This is a genomic window from Hyalangium sp. (assembly GCF_045802625.1).
In the GTDB taxonomy this organism is placed as follows: domain Bacteria; phylum Myxococcota; class Myxococcia; order Myxococcales; family Myxococcaceae; genus Hyalangium.
The window spans coordinates 75,948-94,680 of sequence record NZ_JBJMQP010000043.1 but is presented as its reverse complement, the minus strand read 5'-3'; the positions used below and the strand labels follow the sequence as shown (position 1 = coordinate 94,680).

The window sequence follows — 18,733 nt, the reverse complement described above, 5'->3', positions numbered from 1 at the left end:
GTTACGTGCTCATTTGCTCCCAGCCCTAAGATCTCAGATTCAGGGGTTTGACGAGCTGCGTCACAACCCCAGGGGACGTGACCCGAGCCCGGGGCGCCGCTAGCATGGGCGGCCGTTCATGCCCAAACAGGCAGCATCTCCCGGGGTCGATCCCTACCGCGGCCGGAAAATCGGAAAGTACGAGATCCTCACGCGCCTGTCCGTGGGAGGCATGGCGGAGCTTTTCCTGGCGTTCACCTCGGGGCCGGGCGGCTTCCGCAAGTTCGTCGCGCTCAAGCAGATCCTGCCGGATGTAAAGACGGACGAGTTCGTGAAGATGTTCCTGGACGAGGCGCGCATCACCGCCGCCTTCTCCCATCCGAACATCGGCCAGGTGTTCGATCTCGGGTTGGAGGACGAGGAGCTGTACCTGGCCATGGAGTTCCTGCCCGGGCAGAACCTCGAGCAGGTGATGATCGCGGCCAGCTATGTGCGGCCGCTGCCCGTGGGCTTCGCGGCTCGCGTGGCGCGCGACGTGTGCCTGGGCCTGCACTACGCCCACAACTTCACCGCGCCCTCGGGCCGCAAGGTGGCCGTCGTCCACCGCGACATGGCCCCGCGCAACGTGATGATCACCTACGACGGCGTGGTGAAGGTGATCGACTTCGGCATCGCCAAGGCCAGGGGCCGCATCGCTCGCACCCATGTGGGCATGGTCAAGGGCACCAGCGGGTACATGTCTCCCGAGCAGGTGCGCGGCCAGGATCTCGACGGGCGCAGCGACCTGTTCACCGCCGGCGTGCTGCTGCACGAGATGCTGTGTGGCCAGCGCCTGTTCGACACCAACGACGAAGACAAGATGATGCGGCAGATCGCCAATGCCGACATCGTCCCGCCTCGGGTGAGCGACCCGGACGTGCCGGAGGCGCTCGATGCGGTGGTGATGAAGGCGCTCGCCAAGGATCCCGCCAAGCGCTTCGCCACCGGCCGAGAGATGGCCAAGGCCATCGAGGCCGCCATGGGCACGGAGCTCTTCGACGAGGAGTCCGTCGCCGAGCTGATGCAGGCGCTCTTCGCCGAGAAGCGCCTGAAGACGCTCGCGCTCCTGGACTACGCCAGCCATGACGACGAGCGCGTGAGCCAGGTCGTCGAGGCGCTCAAGGAAGACGAGAAGACCCTCAATGGGTTCCCCGTCGATCCGGACGACATTGACCTGGGCCCCACCGCGATCAGGAAGGATCTGCCCGCCCCGGAGCAGGCGCCTCGTCCCGCCGCCCCGCGCCCGTCGACTCCCGGTGCGCGAGCTCCCGTCCGCAAGCAGTCCTCGACAGGGGAGCAGCAGGCCACGAATCCTCCCAGTCCCCGGCCGTTTCCGGCTCCGCCCCGGGCGTTATCGTCCGCATCGGCTCGGGCCAAGCAGGTGGCTTCCGTCGACCAAGATTCTCCCACCCAGATAGGCCCGGCCCCTGGCATGCCCGCGCCGGGGCGCTCCGCCACGGCCGAGCCTGAAGCCCGTGAGAGCCGGCGTCCTCCGAAGATGGGGGTGTTCACGCTGGGCCCCTCCGAGCCCCGGGCATCCCCGCCGCCAAATTCGCGCGATGAGGACAGCGAGATCTCCGAGGTGTCGGAGGTCTCCCGCGTCTCGCGTGTCTCGCGGGCGTTGCAGGGGCTTGACGGCCGCTCGCGGCGCGGCCTCTGGATTGTCGCGGCCATCCTGGCCGTGGGCGTCATCGTGCTGCTCCTGCCCGAGTCGGTGAAGGGCAGGGTCGAGGCGCTCTTCTCGTCCAAGCCGTGGACCTCCGAGCCTCAGGCTGGGCCCGGCCCGGCCGCGGCTACGCCTGAGCCTTCGACCGCGAAGCCCTCGCAGGAGGCCTATGAGCCGCCTCCTCCCGCGGAGGGCGGTGAGCCGCAGGCGGCGGAGGAGAAGCCTTCCCACGCCACGGAGGCCGAGCGGCCCAAGAAGCCCGGTCCGTCCGCGGCCTCCATCCATGTGCCCAAGATGTCGGCGGAGCCCGTGGCGAAGCCCACGGAGGAAGCCGCGGAGGAGCCTTCGCAGGCCCCGGAGGATTCTCCGGAGCAAGAGGCCACCGCCCCGGCGCAGCCGCCCAAGCCCGAGAAGGCTCCCGCGATCCAGGCGAAACCGGAGGGGCGCACCCCGAAGCAACCCGCCGAGGAGGCGGCCGAGCCCGAGGAGCCCTCCGTGGGGCCGGCGGAGGTCGACCCCTCCATCAAACCCCTGGAGCTGTCTCCCCCGACCACGCCCGAGCCGCAGTAAGCCCCTGACAGCCCCCGGGAACACGTCTCCCCCGTGACGGGATGGGGCGAGGCGGCTAGCATGGGGGCCTCGCATGGCGATTCAGGGAGCCCCCGCGGACGATCCCGACCGTGGGCGTCGCATCAGCAAGTACGAGATCCTCACACGGCTGTCCGTGGGAGGCATGGCGGAGCTTTTCCTGGCGTTCACCTCGGGGCCGGGCGGCTTCCGCAAGTTCGTCGCGCTCAAGCAGATCCTGCCGGACGTGAAGACGGACGAGTTCGTGAAGATGTTCCTGGACGAGGCGCGCATCACCGCCGCCTTCTCCCACGCGAACATCGGCCAGGTGTTCGATCTGGGCGAGGAGGATGGCGAGCTGTACCTGGCCATGGAGTTCCTCGCCGGGCAGAACCTCGAGCAGCTCAACAAGGCCGCGGACAAGAGCGATGCGCCGCTGCCTCCCGGCTTTGGCGCTCGGGTGATCCGCGACGTCTGCCTGGGCCTGCACTACGCCCACCACTTCGTGGATCCCACGGGCCGCTCGGTGGCGGTGGTCCACCGCGACATGTCCCCGCGCAACGTCATGGTCACCTACGACGGCGGGGTGAAGGTGATCGACTTCGGCATCGCCAAGGCCAAGGGCCGTCTGGGCCGCACGGCGGTGGGCATGGTGAAGGGGACGGGCGGCTACATGTCCCCCGAGCAGGTTCGTGGCCACGAGCTCGATGGGCGCAGCGATCTGTTCTCCGCCGGTGTGCTGCTGCACGAGATGCTGTGCGGCCAGCGCCTGTTCAACGCTCCCGGCGACGCCGCGATGATGATGCAGATCGCCGAGGGAGTGATTCCTCCGCCTCGCTCGATCAACCCGGCGGTGCCCGAGGCCCTCGAGGCCGTGGTGATGAAGGCGCTCACTCGCGACAAGGCGAAGCGCTTCGCCACGGGCCGAGAGATGGCCAAGGCCATCGAGGCCGCCATGGGCCCGGAGCTCTTCGACGAGGAGCGGATGTCCGGGCTGATGGAGGCGTTCTTCACGGACAAGCGTCAGAAGACGCGCGCGCTCCTGGAGTACGCCAGCCGCGACGACGCCCGCCTCAGCGAGGCCGCCGGAGCGCTCCAGGACGAGCCGACCGACCATGTCGCTACCGCGAAGCGGCCGTCCAGGCCTCGCCCGGCGCCCGCTCCCGCTCCTGCTGGGGCGTTCGCCTCACGCGCGGGCGCGGGGGCTCGTCCGCGCAAGCCCGCGAGCGATCCCGCGCAGTCCGCTGCCCCCGCCCCGTCCACGCCCCGTGGCTCCCGGCCTCGGGTGTCCGCGCGCACGGAAGCTCCCGAGCCGTCTCCGCCGGAGGTCGAGGCCGAGGACACGGACAACACTGTCTCCACGCAGCCGTCCCGGGCGCCCCTGCGTCCTTCTCGCGCGCCTCGGGCCAACGCGTATACGGGAGCCCGATCCAGCACGCCTCGGGACACCGCGGCGGCGCGGGACGGGGAGGGCGGAAAGGGGCGCTGGGCCAGCCGGCTCTTCCTCCTGGCCTTCTTCGGAGCCATTGGCGGGCTGCTCTACCTGCAGCCGGTCCGGGCCATGCTTCGCCCTGGGTATGACTCCGCCGTGGCGTGGGTGAAGAACGAGCTGGAGCTCAGTCCGCCTCCGCCTCCGCCCGATACGAACACCTGGCCTCCTCCGCAGAAGGCTCGGCCGCCGAATCCGCTGGAGCAGCCGCCGAACACCGCGCCCGCCAAGCCTCCCGAGACCCAGGCCGCGGCCACCCCAGAGCCCACCGAGCCGAGCACGCCGGAGCCCTCCCCCGAGGAGGACACCCCGGTGCCGGACAAGAAGGGCTCGGGGAAGGGGAGCGCGGTCGCCAAGGCTGGCGCTTCCAAGAGCGGCACCTCCAAGTCGAAGGGTCAGCCCAAGACGGGCGAGACCGCTCCTCCCACCGGGACCGAGGCGCAGCCCGACAAGCCCAAGACGCTGGAGGCGGCACTGCAGAATGCGCCCAACACCACGGTGGAGGAGAACCCCACCGGTGAGGCCGTGGTGGTGGACACGAAGGATCCTCGGAAGATGAAGAAGGCCGGGATCGGTCTGCTCACCCTCTACACCGTGCCTCGCGCCGCCGTGTTCGATGGCAACACGAGCCTGGGGACGACGCCCCTCATGAAGGTCCCCCTCCAGGCGGGCACCTACCGGCTGCGCATCGTGGATCCAGAAGGGAACAGTCGGCTGTTCTCCGCGCCAGTCGTGGTCGCCAAGGACAACAAGTACACGATTACGGTTTCGGACTTGCCGCCTTACGGGGATTGACGGTCGTCCTTGACGGTCCTGGACCCCCTCACTAGGGTCCGCGCGTCTTCGCCCTCGCTCTGTCGCGAGGGCCTCGAGGGACGCTCCGAACCATGTACTTCCAGGATCTGATCCTCACGCTCCAGAACCACTGGGCCCGCCAAGGGTGCATCATCGCCCAGCCGTATGATCTCGAAGTGGGCGCCGGCACCATGGCCCCCACCACCTTCCTGCGCGCGCTGGGCCCCGAGCCCTGGAACGTGGCCTACGTGCAGCCCTCGCGCCGCCCCGCGGACGGCCGCTTCGGCGAGAACCCCAACCGCCTGTTCCAGCACCACCAGTTCCAGGTGATCCTCAAGCCCGCGCCCAAGAACGTGCAGGAGCTCTACCTGGAGTCCATCCGCGCGGTGGGCATCGATCCGCACGCCCACGACATCCGCTTCGTGGAGGATGACTGGGAGTCTCCCACGCTGGGCGCCTGGGGCCTGGGCTGGGAGGTGTGGTGCGACGGCATGGAGGTGACGCAGTTCACCTACTTCCAGCAGTGCGGCGGCTTCGAGTGCCGCCCCGTCTCCGCCGAGCTCACCTACGGGCTCGAGCGCCTGTGCATGTACCTGCAGAACGTGGAGAACGTCTTCGACATCGAGTGGGTCAAGGGCGTGAAGTACCGCGAGGTGTTCCACCCCAACGAGGTGGAGATGAGCAAGTACGCCCTCCACGAGTCGGATCCGCAGATGCTCTTCGCGCTGTTCGACGCGTACGAGAAGGAGTGCAAGCGCCTCATCGAGCGCCAGCTCCCGCTGCCCGCGTATGACTACGCGCTGAAGTGCTCGCACGCCTTCAATCTGCTGGATGCGCGCGGCGCCATCTCCGTCACCGAGCGCGCCAACTTCATCAAGCGCGTGCGCGACAACGCCCGCCTGTGCGCCGAAGGCTACCTGCAGATGCGCGAGCGGCTGGGCTACCCGCTGCTCAAGACGGCGTGGACGGTGGGCGAGCAGCCCCCGGTGCTCGAGGGCAAGCCCGCCAGCGACTACTGGAACCACGTGAAGCTCAACAAGCCGGTGGAGAAGGCGGCGAAGGCGGAGGTGGCTCGTGGCGCGTGATCTGCTGCTCGAGGTGGGCTCCGAGGAGCTCCCGGCGTCCTTCATCCTCCCCGCGCTGGAGGATCTGAAGCGCGTGCTCACCGAGCGCATGGCCGCCGCGCGCCTCAAGCATGGCGAGGTGCGCACCTATGGCACCCCGCGGCGGCTGGCCGTGTGGGTCAAGGACATCGCGGACTCGGGCGAGGACATCACCAGCGAGAAGCTGGGCCCCAGCGCCAAGGCCGCCTTCGACAAGGACGGCAAGCCCACGGTGGCGGCGACGAAGTTCGCCGAGTCCCTGAAGATCCCCGTGAGCGAGCTGGGCCGCACGCAGACGCCCAAGGGCGAGTACCTGTCCGCCAAGGTGCAGGAGAAGGGCCGCCCCGCCACCGAGATCCTCCCGGAGGCCCTGCACGCCGCCGTACACGGCATCAACTTCCGCAAGTCCATGCGCTGGGGTGATGTGGACATGGCCTTCGCCCGCCCGGTGCAGTGGATGGTGGCGCTGCTGGGCTCGGAGGTGCTGCCCGTGGTGTTCGGTGACGTGAAGAGCGGCCGCACCACCTACGGCCACCGCTTCCTGGCTCCCGGCCCCATCGAGCTGGCCCGCCCGGCCGACTACGAGGCCGTGCTGGAGAAGGCGCACGTGGTGGCGGACATCTCCCAGCGGCGCGCCCTGCTGGTGGACAAGCTCCGCGCCGCCGCCAAGGGCACCGGCGGGCAGATCCTCGAGGACGAGTCGCTGGTGGATCAGGTGACCAACCTGGTGGAGCTGCCCAACCCCGTGGTGGGCACCTTCGACGAGCGGCACCTGGATCTGCCGGCCGAGGTGCTCGTGCAGGAGATGAAGAGCCACCAGCGCTACTTCTCCCTCACCGACGCCAAGGGGAAGCTGCTGCCCAAGTTCATCGCCGTGTCCAACACGCCGGTGCGCGACGAGAAGCTGTCCCTGCGCGGCTACGAGCGCGTGCTGCGCTCCCGCCTGTCGGACGGCCGCTTCTTCTTCGACGAGGACCGCAGGACGCCCCTCATCGAGCGCGTGCCGAAGCTGGCTCGCGTGGTGTGGCAGGGGCAGCTCGGCAGCTACGCGGAGAAGGTGGAGCGGTTCCGGGCGCTCGCCGTGTTCCTGGCGAACCAGACGGGCAAGAACGACCAGCGCTCCACCATCGAGCAGGCCGCCACGCTGGCCAAGGCGGACCTCGTCACCGGCATGGTGGGCGAGTTCCCCGAGCTCCAGGGCGTCATGGGCCGCGAGTACGCCCGCGCCGCTGGCGAGCCCGAGGCCGTGGCCATGGCCATCTTCGAGCACTACCTGCCGCGCAACGCGAATGACTCGCTGCCCACGCAGGACGCGGGCGCGCTGATCGGCCTGGCGGACCGCCTGGACACCCTGTGCGGCATCTTCGCCATCGGCAAGGCGCCCACGGGCGCGGCGGACCCGTTCGGCCTGCGGCGCGCGTGCCTGGCCGTCATCAACCTGGTGCTCGGGCGCGGCTACCGCTTCTCGCTGTCGGCGGCCGTGGACGAGGCGCTCAAGCTGCTGGAGCCGAAGCTCCGGGATCTCAAGCGCAAGGCCGGCGAGCCCGCTCCGCGCGAGCAGGTGCTGGAGTTCTTCCGAGGCCGGCTCAAGGCGCTCTGGTCGGAGAGCTACCGGACGGACGTGGTGGAGGCCGTGCTGTCGGTGGGCTTCGATGACCTGGTGGCGGCGCGCAAGCGGCTGGAGGCGCTCAGCGGGCTGGTGGGCCGCGCGGACTTCACTCCGCTGGCGGTGGCCTTCAAGCGCGTGGTCAACATCGTGGAGAAGCAGGGCAAGGACGTGGCCAAGGGGCAGACCAACCCCGACAAGTTCCGCGACGAGCCCGAGCGCAATCTGCACACCGCGTTCACCCAGGCCCGCGGCAAGGTGGCCGACTACCTGCGCTCGGATGACTTCTCCGGCGCGCTCAAGGAGATCACCAGCCTGAAGCCCGCCGTGGACACCTTCTTCGACAAAGTGACGGTCATGGCGGACGACAAGGAGCTGCGCGAGAACCGCGTCCGCTTCCTGGTGGAGATTGGTGCGCTGTTCAACCAAGTCGCCGACTTCTCCAAGATCCAGGCCGAGGCGGCGGCCTGAGGAGAGCGGGCGGGCTGACGGTTGCGGAATAGGAGCGCCCCTTTGTAGTTGCTAGGGGCAGGTGTGGTTCCTACACTCCGCCCCCCTCTGATGCGCCCCCTTATTCTTATCTCCGCCTTGGTCTGGGTGGGGTGTGGCTCGGAAACCGCGCCGCAGCCCCCGCCCGTCGGCCGTTTCGTCTACCCCAGCGGGATCGTCCACCGGCAGGTGGACGGTTCCCCGAATGGCGCGCTCTACGTGGCCAGCGCCAATTTCGACAAGTGCTACGACACGGGCTCGCTGATCGCGCTCGATCTGGACAGCCTCGGGCTGCCGGAGATCGGCGCTTCGGTCCCTGCCAGTGGGCCGGCGGAGATCACCGACCTCCAGGTGGATTCCAATAACTCCTACGTGCAGATCGACAGCTTCGCGGGGGAGATGACCCTGTGGACCCCACGTACCGGGGGCACGCCGCGGCTCTTCGTGCCCACCCGCGCCGAGGGGAACTACCTGCACGCCATCGACATTCAGGACAGGACCAATGAGGGCAAGACCATCCTGAACTGCGTCGGCGCGAGCCAGGGCGATCGCAACTGCGTGCCCACCGCCCTGTCGCTCACCAGCAAGATCGCCGGAGCGGTGGATGACCAGCCACGCGCGCCGGCACCCATTGGGGTGACGGTGGATGACTCCGGCGATCAGCCCGAGCTGTGGGTGACGCACACCGAGGCCGCGGACTCTCCAGCCCGTAGCTCGAAGAGCTTCCAGACGTACCTGGTCCACCTCCCGGATGCCGGGGGGGACTCGCTGAGCCTCAGCAAGGACGACTTCGTTTCCCTGACCCCGCCGGGGCTGCCCATCGGAGGCGCTCACGCCACGGCCATCGGAGACCGCTACGTCTACGTCACCGGCCGCAACTTCGTGGCGGGCCAGACCCTGGTGTCGGCCAGCTTCCTGCTGCGCCTAGTCGATCGCACCGACACCACCCGCATCCTCGAGACGAGCCTGAGCTCCGTCTACCAGACGCTGGAGGCGCGGGACATCATTCGCATTCCGCTCGGCAAGCCCGAAGAGCACCTCGACAAGGATCGCCTCTACATCCTGGCGCGCTCTCCGGACACGCTGCTCGTCGTGGACGTGGACAATGCCAGCTCGGCTCGGCCCTCGTTCCTGGTGGTGAGCGCGGTTCCGCTGCCGGAGGGCGCCAGCGGGCTCCAGATCCTGCGCCGCGGGGACCCGGGTGACGAGCTGGTGGCGGTGACATGCGCCGGGACGACCCGGACGCTCGGCGTGCTGGTGCTCTACGACACGAAGCTAGGCCAGGTCGTCCGGCAGGTGGGCGACGTGGGCACTCAGCCCTATGGCCTGGCCGTGGATCAGCGCGGCACCAGCGCCGCCCGCGTGTTCGTGACCAATTTCGGTGACGGGCGCGTCGCCGTGATCGACATTCCCAACATCCGCCAGCCGCAAGATGCGCGCCTGGTGGCCTATCTCGGTGAGCCCCAGGGGCTCGACCCGAAGCAGGGCACCTCCACGTGCCGGCAGGAGACCCAGCCTTGAAGCGTTTCATGCTCTGCCTCGCGCTCGGCGCGGGCGTTCTCAGCGCGTGCTCCGCGTCGCAGACGACGCAGACGGCCGCGGGCCTGTCGGGGACCTACGACGTCACGTCCGTGGGCGACTACGTCTTCGTCACATCGGCGGACCGCAACGAGCTGCGCGCGCTCTACCTCACCGGCAGTCCGCGTGACTGGGTCCGCGCCCCCAACCCGATCGAGCCGCTCTCCATTCCAGTGCTGGATCGGCCCATCTACCTGGCGCGGGACATTCACTACGACGCCGCCGGCGGCGAGGTGACGGGCCCCTATGTGTACGCGCGGAGCACGGGCACGGATGAGCTCTCCGTCGTCGCGGCCGATCCGGACTACTTCAAGGAGGTCAAGCGCCTGAAGGGGCTCGGCTTCGTCACGGCCTTCGCGGGCCGGGGTGCCGACAACGGCGGCAACAGCGTCCTCTACTACGCCACCCAGGAGGAGTCAGGGGCCCATCTCTTCCGCGTGGAGTTGCCGGGACCGGATGCGCTCCTGGCCTCGGGAGACACGCAGTACCAGGGCAAGGAGATCCTGCTGGCGGCGCCGCTGACGGACCAGACGGTGACGGCGCTGCTCGTGATGCCGACTGCCGACGCCAACCAGGAGCCCATCGTGGTCGCCACGCGGAGGACGTCTCTGGCCGCGGCTCAGGGCAACCGGACGTTCAAGCTGGACGCGCACACGGGCACTGAGCTCATGGAGTACCAGTTCGGAGGGGCCGTGCGCCTGCTGGCCACCAACCCCAAGGTGTCCAATCTGCTGCTGGACGAGGGCGCCTGCACCCAGCTCGATGAGCTCGATCCGCCGAAGCTGAATCAGAATTCGGATCACTCGCTCAACGCGGGGACGTACGTGTACGGCGCGCTGGATGAGAGCGTGTGTACCCAGCAGGATCAGGAGGCGTGCGCGGGCATCGTCGCGGTGGAGGCGGACACCGGCGCGCTGGCCCAGGACGCGACGCTCACGCCCATGCTCCCCATCCGAGTAGGGCAGGCGTTGCCCACCGGACTGTCCATCGCGGCGGATGCCCACATCCTGATGCGCTGCAATGGCGCGAGCACCGTCATGCGCCGCCCGCTCATTGGCATCGTTCCGGCCTCGGATGGGCGGATCAACATCTTCGACGCGGCGGGGCTTCGCTCGTTCGATCTCGACACGCCCACGGATACCGATAAGACACTCGGTGCATCGGGGCAGTCGGGCAACTCCATCCTCGACATCAACGGAAATGCGAAGAGCGTCTCGCGACTCAATGGCGACGGGACCCCCAACTTCGCGGCGTACATCCACCTCGATACGAAGGAGGGGGCGACCCGGGATGACACCTACCGCGTGCTCTACAAGGGCGCGCTGCCGGGGCTCGCGAACCGGCCCATCCGTAGCTCCGAGGGAGCGGACAAGACGGTGGATTGCACGACGACTCCGGGCCAGTGCACCTTCTCTGTGGAGGACGAGGCCGTGAAGTCCGGCATGGTGCGCGAGCAAGACATCATCTCGCTGGCCAACGACGCCGGGCCCTGCCTGAAGGAAGATGGGCTCACTCCCATCTATGTCACGATCTCCAAGGTCACCCTGTCGCCCAGCACCAATCCGGTGGGCCAGCTCACCACCCAGGGCCTGCCGACGGATAGTTGCCCGGACCCCACTCGCTTCACGGTCCGGGCCAACGGGGATTATCCACTGGTAGTGAATAGCGATACCAAGGGCTATCTGGGCCGGGTGATGCTGAATGAGGATGTGACGTTCACCCTCCCCGGGGGCTACTTCTTCCACCCCAATGGCTTCAATAGCTCCGATCCCACGAACCCGCAGCGCCATGACCCGGCCTACGACAAGGCCAGCGCCTACCTCCACCTGGAGCACATGCAGGACGAATTGGCGAGCACCCTGACGTGGGGGGACCAGCTCGTCGTCACGGCCCAGTCGGGGGTGCGGCCCTTCGCGGCCGGGGTGGACACCTCCACCACGACCGGCGGCCTGACGACCTTCCGGCTGCCTGGCCCCGTGGTGCATGTCCAGGTAGGAGATCCTACGGCTCCGGTGGATTTCGCCTATATTGCGTATCCCTCGGCGAATGGCATCCTTCAGGTCTCCCTTGCTGGCCTGGAGGATAACGTCGCCAATCTCAGGGGCCTGGTACCTTTCGAGTAACTGGGCGGGACGGGGGGCCTCTGTTATCGTTCTGTACCTCCTCAGACTTTCCGAGTCGCCACGATGATTGACCAGAACTCCCGCCCCGCTCGCAAGGTTGGTATCGCCGACCACCTGTGGGAGACGTTTGAAGAGATGGCCCAGCAGATGGGCTCGGACCGCGACGCGCTGATCAACCAGGCGCTCTTCATGTTCGCGCGGCTCAACGGGTTCCTTGAGGTGGGCAAGCCCACCCGCGGCGAGGCTCCCGCGCCGCTCAACGTGGTGCCCTCCGCGGTGCCCCAGCGTCCCTCGGGCGCCGCGCCCTCGGTGGGCAAGTCCAGCCCGCCCGTGCTCGCGGCGGCGCCCGCGCCCGTCAAGTCCGCGCCCATGCGCGACGAGCAGCCCTCGCGCCAGCCGCCGCGCCCGGTGGATGATCGCCCCTCCGCCAACGCCCTGGACAATGATCCGGTGCGCCGCGAGGTGGCCGAGCGCGTGCTGGAGACGGCCGCCGAGCTCGAGCGCCTGATCAAAGGCAAGAACGAGCCGCCCCAGCCCGTGGATGACGACTCCGTCGAGGATGAGGACGCTCCGCCGCCCGAGGTGCCCGAGGACTCCGGCCTGCAGCACATGGAGGACGAGGAGCCGCCCCCCGAGGACGAGGAGCCCATGGAGGACGAGCCCTCGGCCGACGAGGGCAACGCGCTCTACCTCATCACCGAGGGCGGCGATCAGCAGAAGATCATCAACGACCGGTTCGTCATCGGCCGCGGCAAGCACTGCGATCTGGTGATCAACTCCGGCAAGGTCTCCCGCGAGCACGCCGTGATCGTCCGCGAGGGCGGGGACTACTTCGTCGAGGACCTGGGCTCCTCCAACGGGACCTGGTTCAACAAGCAGCGCATCAAGCGGCGGAAGATCGAGGATGGAGACGAGTACTTCATCTGCAGCGAGAAGATCCGCCTCGTTGTGCGCTGAACGCTCCGGGGCCTTCCTGGCCCTCGGGATGTTCGCCAATTGACTGAATGTGGGGTTCGCTGATTTATTCCGAGGGCCTGGCCGCGAGTGGGCCGGGCTTCGGATGACCCCTGTTCAGATCTCGCTGTGGACAATCCTGGGAGCAGCCCTGGTGATCTCGGTGGTGACGGATGTCCTTCGCCAGCGGATCCTCGATATCGTCACCTATCCACTGGTGGTGATCGCGCTCGGGGTGCGCCTGTGGTCCGAGGGCGTGGGAGATCTGGACACGGGGCTGATCAGTGGTCTGGTGTCGGGGGTGGGGCTGGCGGCGCTGCTGTTGCCCGGGGCGCTGCGGGGGAAGATGGGCTGGGGCGACGTGAAGTTGATGGGCGGGGTGGGGGCGGTGCTCGGCTTTCCCGCGGTGATGGCGGCTGGGGCCTTCATCTCCCTGGCGGGCTTCTTCCAGGCGGTGGTGACGATCATCTGGAAGGGCGAGGTGTGGGACACGCTGGCGGCCGCGGGGCGGCGCTGGGCGGTAAGGGCCCGACTGCTGCGCGCGGACACCGCGCCCATGACGCAGCGGCACATTCCCTATGGGGTGGCCATCGCCCTGGGGACTTTCTGGGCCATGTGGTGGCAGCAATCCAACTCCAGTTAGCTCGGATTCGACGCGCAGAGGGGACTCGCACGATGTTCACACGCATCACGCACCACGCCGCCACGCTAGGCGTCTTCCTGGCCCTCCTCGTGGGCGGCTCTGCCCTGGCTCAGGAAGGCAGCACCATTGCCCTGGGCGTGGGCACCCAGAAGGTGGTCACCATCCCGGGCATCACCCGAATTGCCTTGGGTGATCCGAGCATCGCCGAGGTGAAGACCATCGGGAACAACCAGGTCCTCATCATCGGCCAGAACGAGGGCAAGACAACGCTCCTCATCTGGAAGACCTCCGGCCAGCGCGTCAGCTACCTGATCGCCGTGCGCCGGCAGGATCCGAACGAGATCATCGCCGAGATCAAGAAGCTGCTGGGCGAGATCGAAGGCGTGTCCGTGCGCATGGTGGGAGATCGCATCTACCTGGACGGCCAGGCGTACACCACGCAGGACGCGGACCGCATTGATCAGGTGGTCTCGCTGTACCCGAACGTGAAGAGCTTCGTGAAGATCGCGCCCAACGCCAAGAAGCTGGTGGCGCAGAACCTGAACGCGGCCTTCCAGAAGGCGGGCCTGCGCAACGTGCAGGCCAACGTGGTGGGCTCCACCATCTTCCTGGAGGGCTCGGTGGAGAGCCAGCAGGACCTGCAGAAGGCGGAGCTGATCACCAAGGCCATCGGCGAGAAGGTGGAGAACCTGCTCGTGGTCGGCATCAAGCGGATGATCCTCTCCGAGGTGCAGTTCGTGGAAATCCGCCGCAACAGCCGGGACCGGTACGGCATCACCTACCCCACGGACATCACCGGCACCGTGTCCGGTGGCGCCACCTTCGCGCAGGAGCTGTACCCGGGCACCTTCGGCTCGGGCTCGGGCCAGGTGACGGTGCAGGCCGCCTCGCAGATGTCCTTCGGCTTCCAGGCCAACGACGGCTACGGCCGGTTGCTGGCCCAGCCCAAGCTGGTGTGCGCCAGCGGTGAGAAGGCCGAGTTCCTCGCCGGCGGCCAGGTGCCGATCCCCCTCATCACCAACAACCAGTTCACGGTGGAGTACAAGCCCTACGGCGTCATCCTCAACCTGCGCCCCACCGCGGACCGCAACGGCAACATCCAGACGGAGATCGAGGCGGAGGCCTCGGAGATCGACACCTCGGTGGCGGTGTCCTTCGGTGGCTCCACTACCATCCCCGGCTTCCGCACCCGCAAGGTGAAGACGAACGTCACCGTGCGCCACGGCGAGACGATCGTCCTGTCCGGCGTGTTCAGCCACGACGAGCAGAAGGCCGTGTCCAAGCTGCCCGGCCTGGGCCACATCCCCATCGTCGGTGAGCTCTTCAAGAGCCGCGCGTTCGACTCCACCAAGCGCGAGCTGGTGATCTTCGTCACCCCGCGCATCGTCAACCCGGACTCGGACAAGATCCGCACGATCATCGAGGACGTGAAGAGCCGCTACAAGCAGGCACGCAGCGAAGTGAATTTCAACATCTTCGACTGAGCGCGCACGCGGCTGCCTGCTCGGCTTGGGGCCGGCCTCATCTCCCTCGAGAGGTGGGCGCCGGCCTCGCTATTTCCGGCCCTTGCGAAACCCGAGCCACCCTCTTTGAGGTGGGGAGGGCGCTTGGTAGCATCCGGCCCCATGTTTCTAGTCACACTTGCCGAGAAGGGCGGCGGCACGGAGGAGATCGAGTTCGAGAAGAACGAGATCACCATCGGCCGCCTTGCTGGGAATGACATCGTCCTGGGCAAGGGCAACGTCTCCAAGTACCACTCCAAGATCGTCGCCAAGGACGGCAAGCTCATCATCCTGGACATGAAGTCCACGAACGGCACGTTCGTGAACGGCAAGAAGATCGCCGCGCCCCAGGTGCTGAAGCCCACCGACAAGATCTATATCGGCGACTACATCATCAACGTGGAGCCGCTCGAGGCTGGCGGCGCCGGTGGAGCCGAGGAGGAGCCGCCTCCCGAGGAGGGCTACGAGGGCGAGGAGGAGCCCTACGAGGAGGAGCCCTACGAAGAGGAGCCGCCCGCGCCCATGCCCGTGCGCGCGCAGCCGCCCGGCGCCCCGGAGAACTCCAAGAAGAACATGCCGGCCTCGCTGGCCGCCGCCCTCCAGCGCAACAAGCGCAAGATCGATCCCCGCATCGAGCGCTACACGCGCCTGCAGAAGGAGATCCATGACCGGCTGATCGAGTACCTCGACCTGCGCCGCATGGACATGGACCGCCTGGGCGACGAGGAGCTGTGGCGCCGCACCGAGAAGGCCATCCGCGACATCATCGACCAGATGGACGCGGACTCGGAGCTCCCGGAGGACGTGGACCGCGAGGAGCTGCTCACCGACGTCATCAACGAGGCGCTGGGCCTGGGGCCCCTCGAGGCGTTCCTCGCGTCGGAAGAGATCAGCGAGATCATGGTGAACCACGCCAACCAGATCTACATCGAGCAGCGTGGCCAGCTGACCCTGTCCGAGAAGACGTTCTCCTCGAACCAGGCGGTGCTGGGCGTCATCGAGCGCATCGTGGCGCCCATCGGCCGCCGCATCGACGAGTCCAGCCCGCTGGTGGACGCGCGCCTCAAGGACGGCAGCCGCGTGAACGCCATCATCCCGCCGCTGGCGCTCAAGGGCCCGTGCATCACCATCCGCAAGTTCAAGAAGGACGCGCTCAAGATCCAGGATCTGATCAAGTACAAGACCGTCACCGCGCAGATGGCCGAGTTCCTGGAGATGTGCGTGCGCGCCCGGAAGAACATCGTCATCTCCGGCGGCACGGGCTCCGGGAAGACGACGACGCTGAACATCATCAGCTCGTTCATCCCCGAGGGGGAGCGCATCATCACCGTGGAGGACGCCGCCGAGCTGCAGCTGCCCCAGGAGCACTGGGTGCAGCTGGAGAGCCGCCCGCCCAACCTGGAAGGCAAGGGCGCCATCACCATCCGCGATCTGGTGAAGAACTGCCTGCGTATGCGTCCGGACCGGATCGTCGTCGGCGAGTGCCGCTCGGGCGAGACGCTGGACATGCTCCAGGCCATGAACACCGGCCACGACGGCTCGCTCACCACGCTGCACGCCAACACGCCGCGCGACGCGATTGCCCGCCTGGAGACGATGGTGCTCATGTCCGGCATGGAGCTGCCGGTGAAGGCCATCCGCGAGCAGATCGCCAGCGCCGTTCACCTCATCGTGCAGCAGACGCGCTTCTCGGACGGGACGCGGAAGATCTGCTTCATCACCGAGGTGTCTGGCATGGAGGTGGACATCGTCACCCTCCAGGACATCTTCTATTACAAGCAGGACGGCTTCACGGACGACAACAAGGTGCGCGGTCGCTTCGTGGCCTCTGGCTTCGTGCCCAAGTTCTACGATGACCTGCAGCGCAAGGGCATCCCCGTGAACATGAGCATCTTCCGGGAGGAATAGAGCTTCCATGCCCACTTTGGTCGTCCGTCACCCCGACGGCAGCGAGACGGAGCACGAGCTCACTGGCGAGCTGAAGATTGGCCGCCAGGATGGCAATGATCTGATCCTCACCGAGGGCGGCGTGTCTCGCCAGCACGCCCGCATCCTCGTGGAGGGCGGCCAGGTGCTGCTGGAGGATCTCGGCAGCGCCAACGGCACCTACGTGGACGAGGAGCGCATCGCCGAGCCCACGCCGCTCACGCCCCAGTCCCAGGTGCTGCTGGGCGACTACACGCTGAAGCTCAAGGGCGGCTCCCGGGCCACCGGCGCGCGCCGCTCCGCCGCCAGGGGCGCCGCGCCCGACATGGGCTCCGAGGAAGGGGCTCCGCGGGCCACCCGCGCGCTGCCCAGCGTCAAGCCAGCCCGTCCTCCCGGCGCGGCGCTGGCCAAGCGCGAGCGTCCGGCTCGAGGCGCGGCCGCGGCTCCGGCTGCCGCCGCGCCGGTGCTCCGAGGCCTGACGGGGCCGTGGGCCAACAAGACCTATCCCCTCAAGAGCAAGCTGGTTGTGGGCCGCGCGCCTCCGGCCGCCGTGCTGCTCGAGGATGACTCGATCAGCCGCAAGCACGCCGAGGTGGAGCGTAAGTCCGAAGGCGCGGTGTTCGTGCGCGATCTGGGCAGCGCCAACGGCACGCTCATCAACGGAGAGCGGATTGGCCAGGAGCCCGTGGAAGTCTTCTCGGGCGACATCCTGCAGTTCGGCATGGTGGAGGTGGTGTACGAGTCGGGCGACGAGGCCGGTGGTGTCCCGTCGCGCCGGGGCACGGGGGCCGCTCGAGGCAAGGGCAACCCGAGCGATGCTCCGCCCGCCAAGAAGAGCCGGAAGCTGCTCGTGGTGGCCGGCGCCACGGTGGGGATCTTCCTGGCGCTGGGCATCGTCAGCAAGGTCGCCGCCCCCGTCGAGCCCGTGCCGGTTCCCCCGGATCCGGCGGTGGCTCAGGCCAACACCCAGCAGCAGCTCCAGGAGATGCTGAACCAGTGCCGCTCCTTCGCCTCCATGGAGATGGGCAACGAGCCCCAGTGGGACAAGGCGGACGAGGCCTGCGAGCAGGCGCTCAACATCGATCCCATCAACGGCGAGGCCAACACCCTGATCAAGCGCATCAAGGTGGAGAAGGAGGCGGCCGAGTACTTCGCGCAGGGCACGAAGATGCTCCAGCGCCTCAAGGAAGAGGACGCGCTGGATCAGCTGCGGAAGATCCCCAAGGAGAGCCAGTACTTCCGCCGCGCGAAGATCAAGGTGGACGAGGCGATGCAGCAGGTGAAGAAGCACGCCCTGGACGACTGCAAGCGCTACCTGGGAGACAACCAGTGGGAAGCGGCGGTGCCCCGCTGTGATCGCTACATGAGCTTCTGGTGCCAGGGCGTGACGCGCGAGGAGATCGAGCCGCCGCTGGGCTTCAGCATCTCGCTGCAGGGCCGGATCGGCCGCAAGCAGTGGCGCCCGAAGGACAAGCTCTTCGTCCAGTTCCTCCAGGCGCGCCAGCGCATGGATCCGAAGTCAGAGCCGTGGAAGTGCCCGGTGACGGACTTCGGCACTGGCCCCGAGGGCGGCTCCGGCCCCGATGATCAGGTGAAGAAGATGTTCAAGGACCGCTACCCCAACCCGTACATGAACGCGGCGCTGTTCGACTACTGGGGCGGGCGCGGCAACGAGTCGCTGGCCAAGCTGCAGAAGGTCCGCTCCAACCTCGAGCAGGCCTCGCTGCACGGGCAGGTGGACTTGCTGATCAAGGACGTGTCCACGGTGGATCAGCTCTTCAAGACGGGCTCCTCGGCGCTCCAGGCGGACGACGTGGAGCGCGCCGCCGAGCCGTTCGATGAGGCGCTCGAGGTGGACAAGCGCCTCATGGGAGAGCTGTGGGAGCGCACCCCGTCCTTCTACCGGCGCAACATCCAGCAGGACATGGCGTCCAAGGCCTATGATCGCGGTAAGGACTGGGCCAAGCGCGAGGATCCGCGCAGGGCGTGCAAGCTGTGGAAGATTGGCTTCCGGTTCTACCGGGGCAACACGGACCTGATCAAAGCCCTGAGCAACATCTGCTCCACGCAGGGCACCCGGATGTTCTCCAACGCGCGCTCCTGCCCGGAGCTGGTCCAGGTGGCCGAGTGGGCCGTGCCGGGAGATGGGCTCGAGGAGAAGATCGCCAAGAAGAAAGAGGAGCTGAAGTGCCAGTAGGCCCCCGGGCGGGGCCCCAGGCGCTCGCCGTGGCGCCCGCGTGGAACGTGGACAGGGCAGGGGAGCCGCGCTAAGGC

Annotated in this window: 11 protein-coding genes; all 11 read left to right on the top strand. The window is 67.8% G+C overall.

All coding sequences use genetic code 11. The annotated features are described in order from the left end of the window. The first annotated feature begins 211 nt into the window (after window positions 1-211). Window positions 212-2,254 (top strand): protein kinase domain-containing protein, encoded by a 2,043-nt coding sequence (locus tag ACJ8AT_RS08410; protein ID WP_407737119.1) that lies wholly within the window; start codon window positions 212-214, stop codon window positions 2,252-2,254. Between the two features lie 73 nt (window positions 2,255-2,327). Further along, window positions 2,328-4,535, top strand: coding sequence for a protein kinase domain-containing protein (locus tag ACJ8AT_RS08405; RefSeq protein WP_407737118.1), 2,208 nt, complete (start codon window positions 2,328-2,330; stop codon window positions 4,533-4,535). A 92-nt stretch (window positions 4,536-4,627) separates the two neighbouring features. Then, a complete protein-coding gene (gene glyQ / locus ACJ8AT_RS08400; RefSeq protein ID WP_407737117.1) occupies window positions 4,628-5,620 on the top strand; it encodes a glycine--tRNA ligase subunit alpha in 993 nt (330 codons plus the stop codon). Next, window positions 5,610-7,715: a glycine--tRNA ligase subunit beta gene (gene glyS, locus ACJ8AT_RS08395; protein ID WP_407737116.1), complete on the top strand. Its 2,106-nt coding sequence runs from the start codon at window positions 5,610-5,612 to the stop codon at window positions 7,713-7,715. Before glyQ ends, glyS begins: the two co-directional genes overlap by 11 nt. Window positions 7,716-7,805: 90 nt before the next feature. Then, window positions 7,806-9,254 (top strand): YncE family protein, encoded by a 1,449-nt coding sequence (locus ACJ8AT_RS08390; protein ID WP_407737115.1) that lies wholly within the window; start codon window positions 7,806-7,808, stop codon window positions 9,252-9,254. After that, window positions 9,251-11,434, top strand: a complete 2,184-nt coding sequence (locus ACJ8AT_RS08385; protein ID WP_407737114.1) for a hypothetical protein — start codon at window positions 9,251-9,253, stop codon at window positions 11,432-11,434. The genes ACJ8AT_RS08390 and ACJ8AT_RS08385 overlap by 4 nt, the downstream gene beginning before the upstream one ends. Window positions 11,435-11,497: 63 nt before the next feature. Beyond that, on the top strand, window positions 11,498-12,391 hold the full coding sequence (locus ACJ8AT_RS08380; RefSeq protein WP_407737113.1) for an FHA domain-containing protein: 894 nt from the start codon (window positions 11,498-11,500) through the stop codon (window positions 12,389-12,391). Window positions 12,392-12,494: 103 nt separating this feature from the next. Next, a complete protein-coding gene (locus ACJ8AT_RS08375; protein WP_407737112.1) occupies window positions 12,495-13,031 on the top strand; it encodes a prepilin peptidase in 537 nt (178 codons plus the stop codon). A gap of 32 nt (window positions 13,032-13,063) precedes the next feature. After that, on the top strand, window positions 13,064-14,515 hold the full coding sequence (locus ACJ8AT_RS08370; RefSeq protein WP_407737111.1) for a type II and III secretion system protein family protein: 1,452 nt from the start codon (window positions 13,064-13,066) through the stop codon (window positions 14,513-14,515). A gap of 141 nt (window positions 14,516-14,656) precedes the next feature. Next, the gene (locus ACJ8AT_RS08365; protein WP_407737110.1) at window positions 14,657-16,441 is read left to right on the top strand and encodes an ATPase, T2SS/T4P/T4SS family; all 1,785 of its coding nucleotides are present in this window, start codon (window positions 14,657-14,659) and stop codon (window positions 16,439-16,441) included. Window positions 16,442-16,448: 7 nt separating this feature from the next. Beyond that, window positions 16,449-18,656 (top strand): FHA domain-containing protein, encoded by a 2,208-nt coding sequence (locus ACJ8AT_RS08360; protein ID WP_407737109.1) that lies wholly within the window; start codon window positions 16,449-16,451, stop codon window positions 18,654-18,656. The last annotated feature ends 77 nt before the right edge of the window (window positions 18,657-18,733 follow it).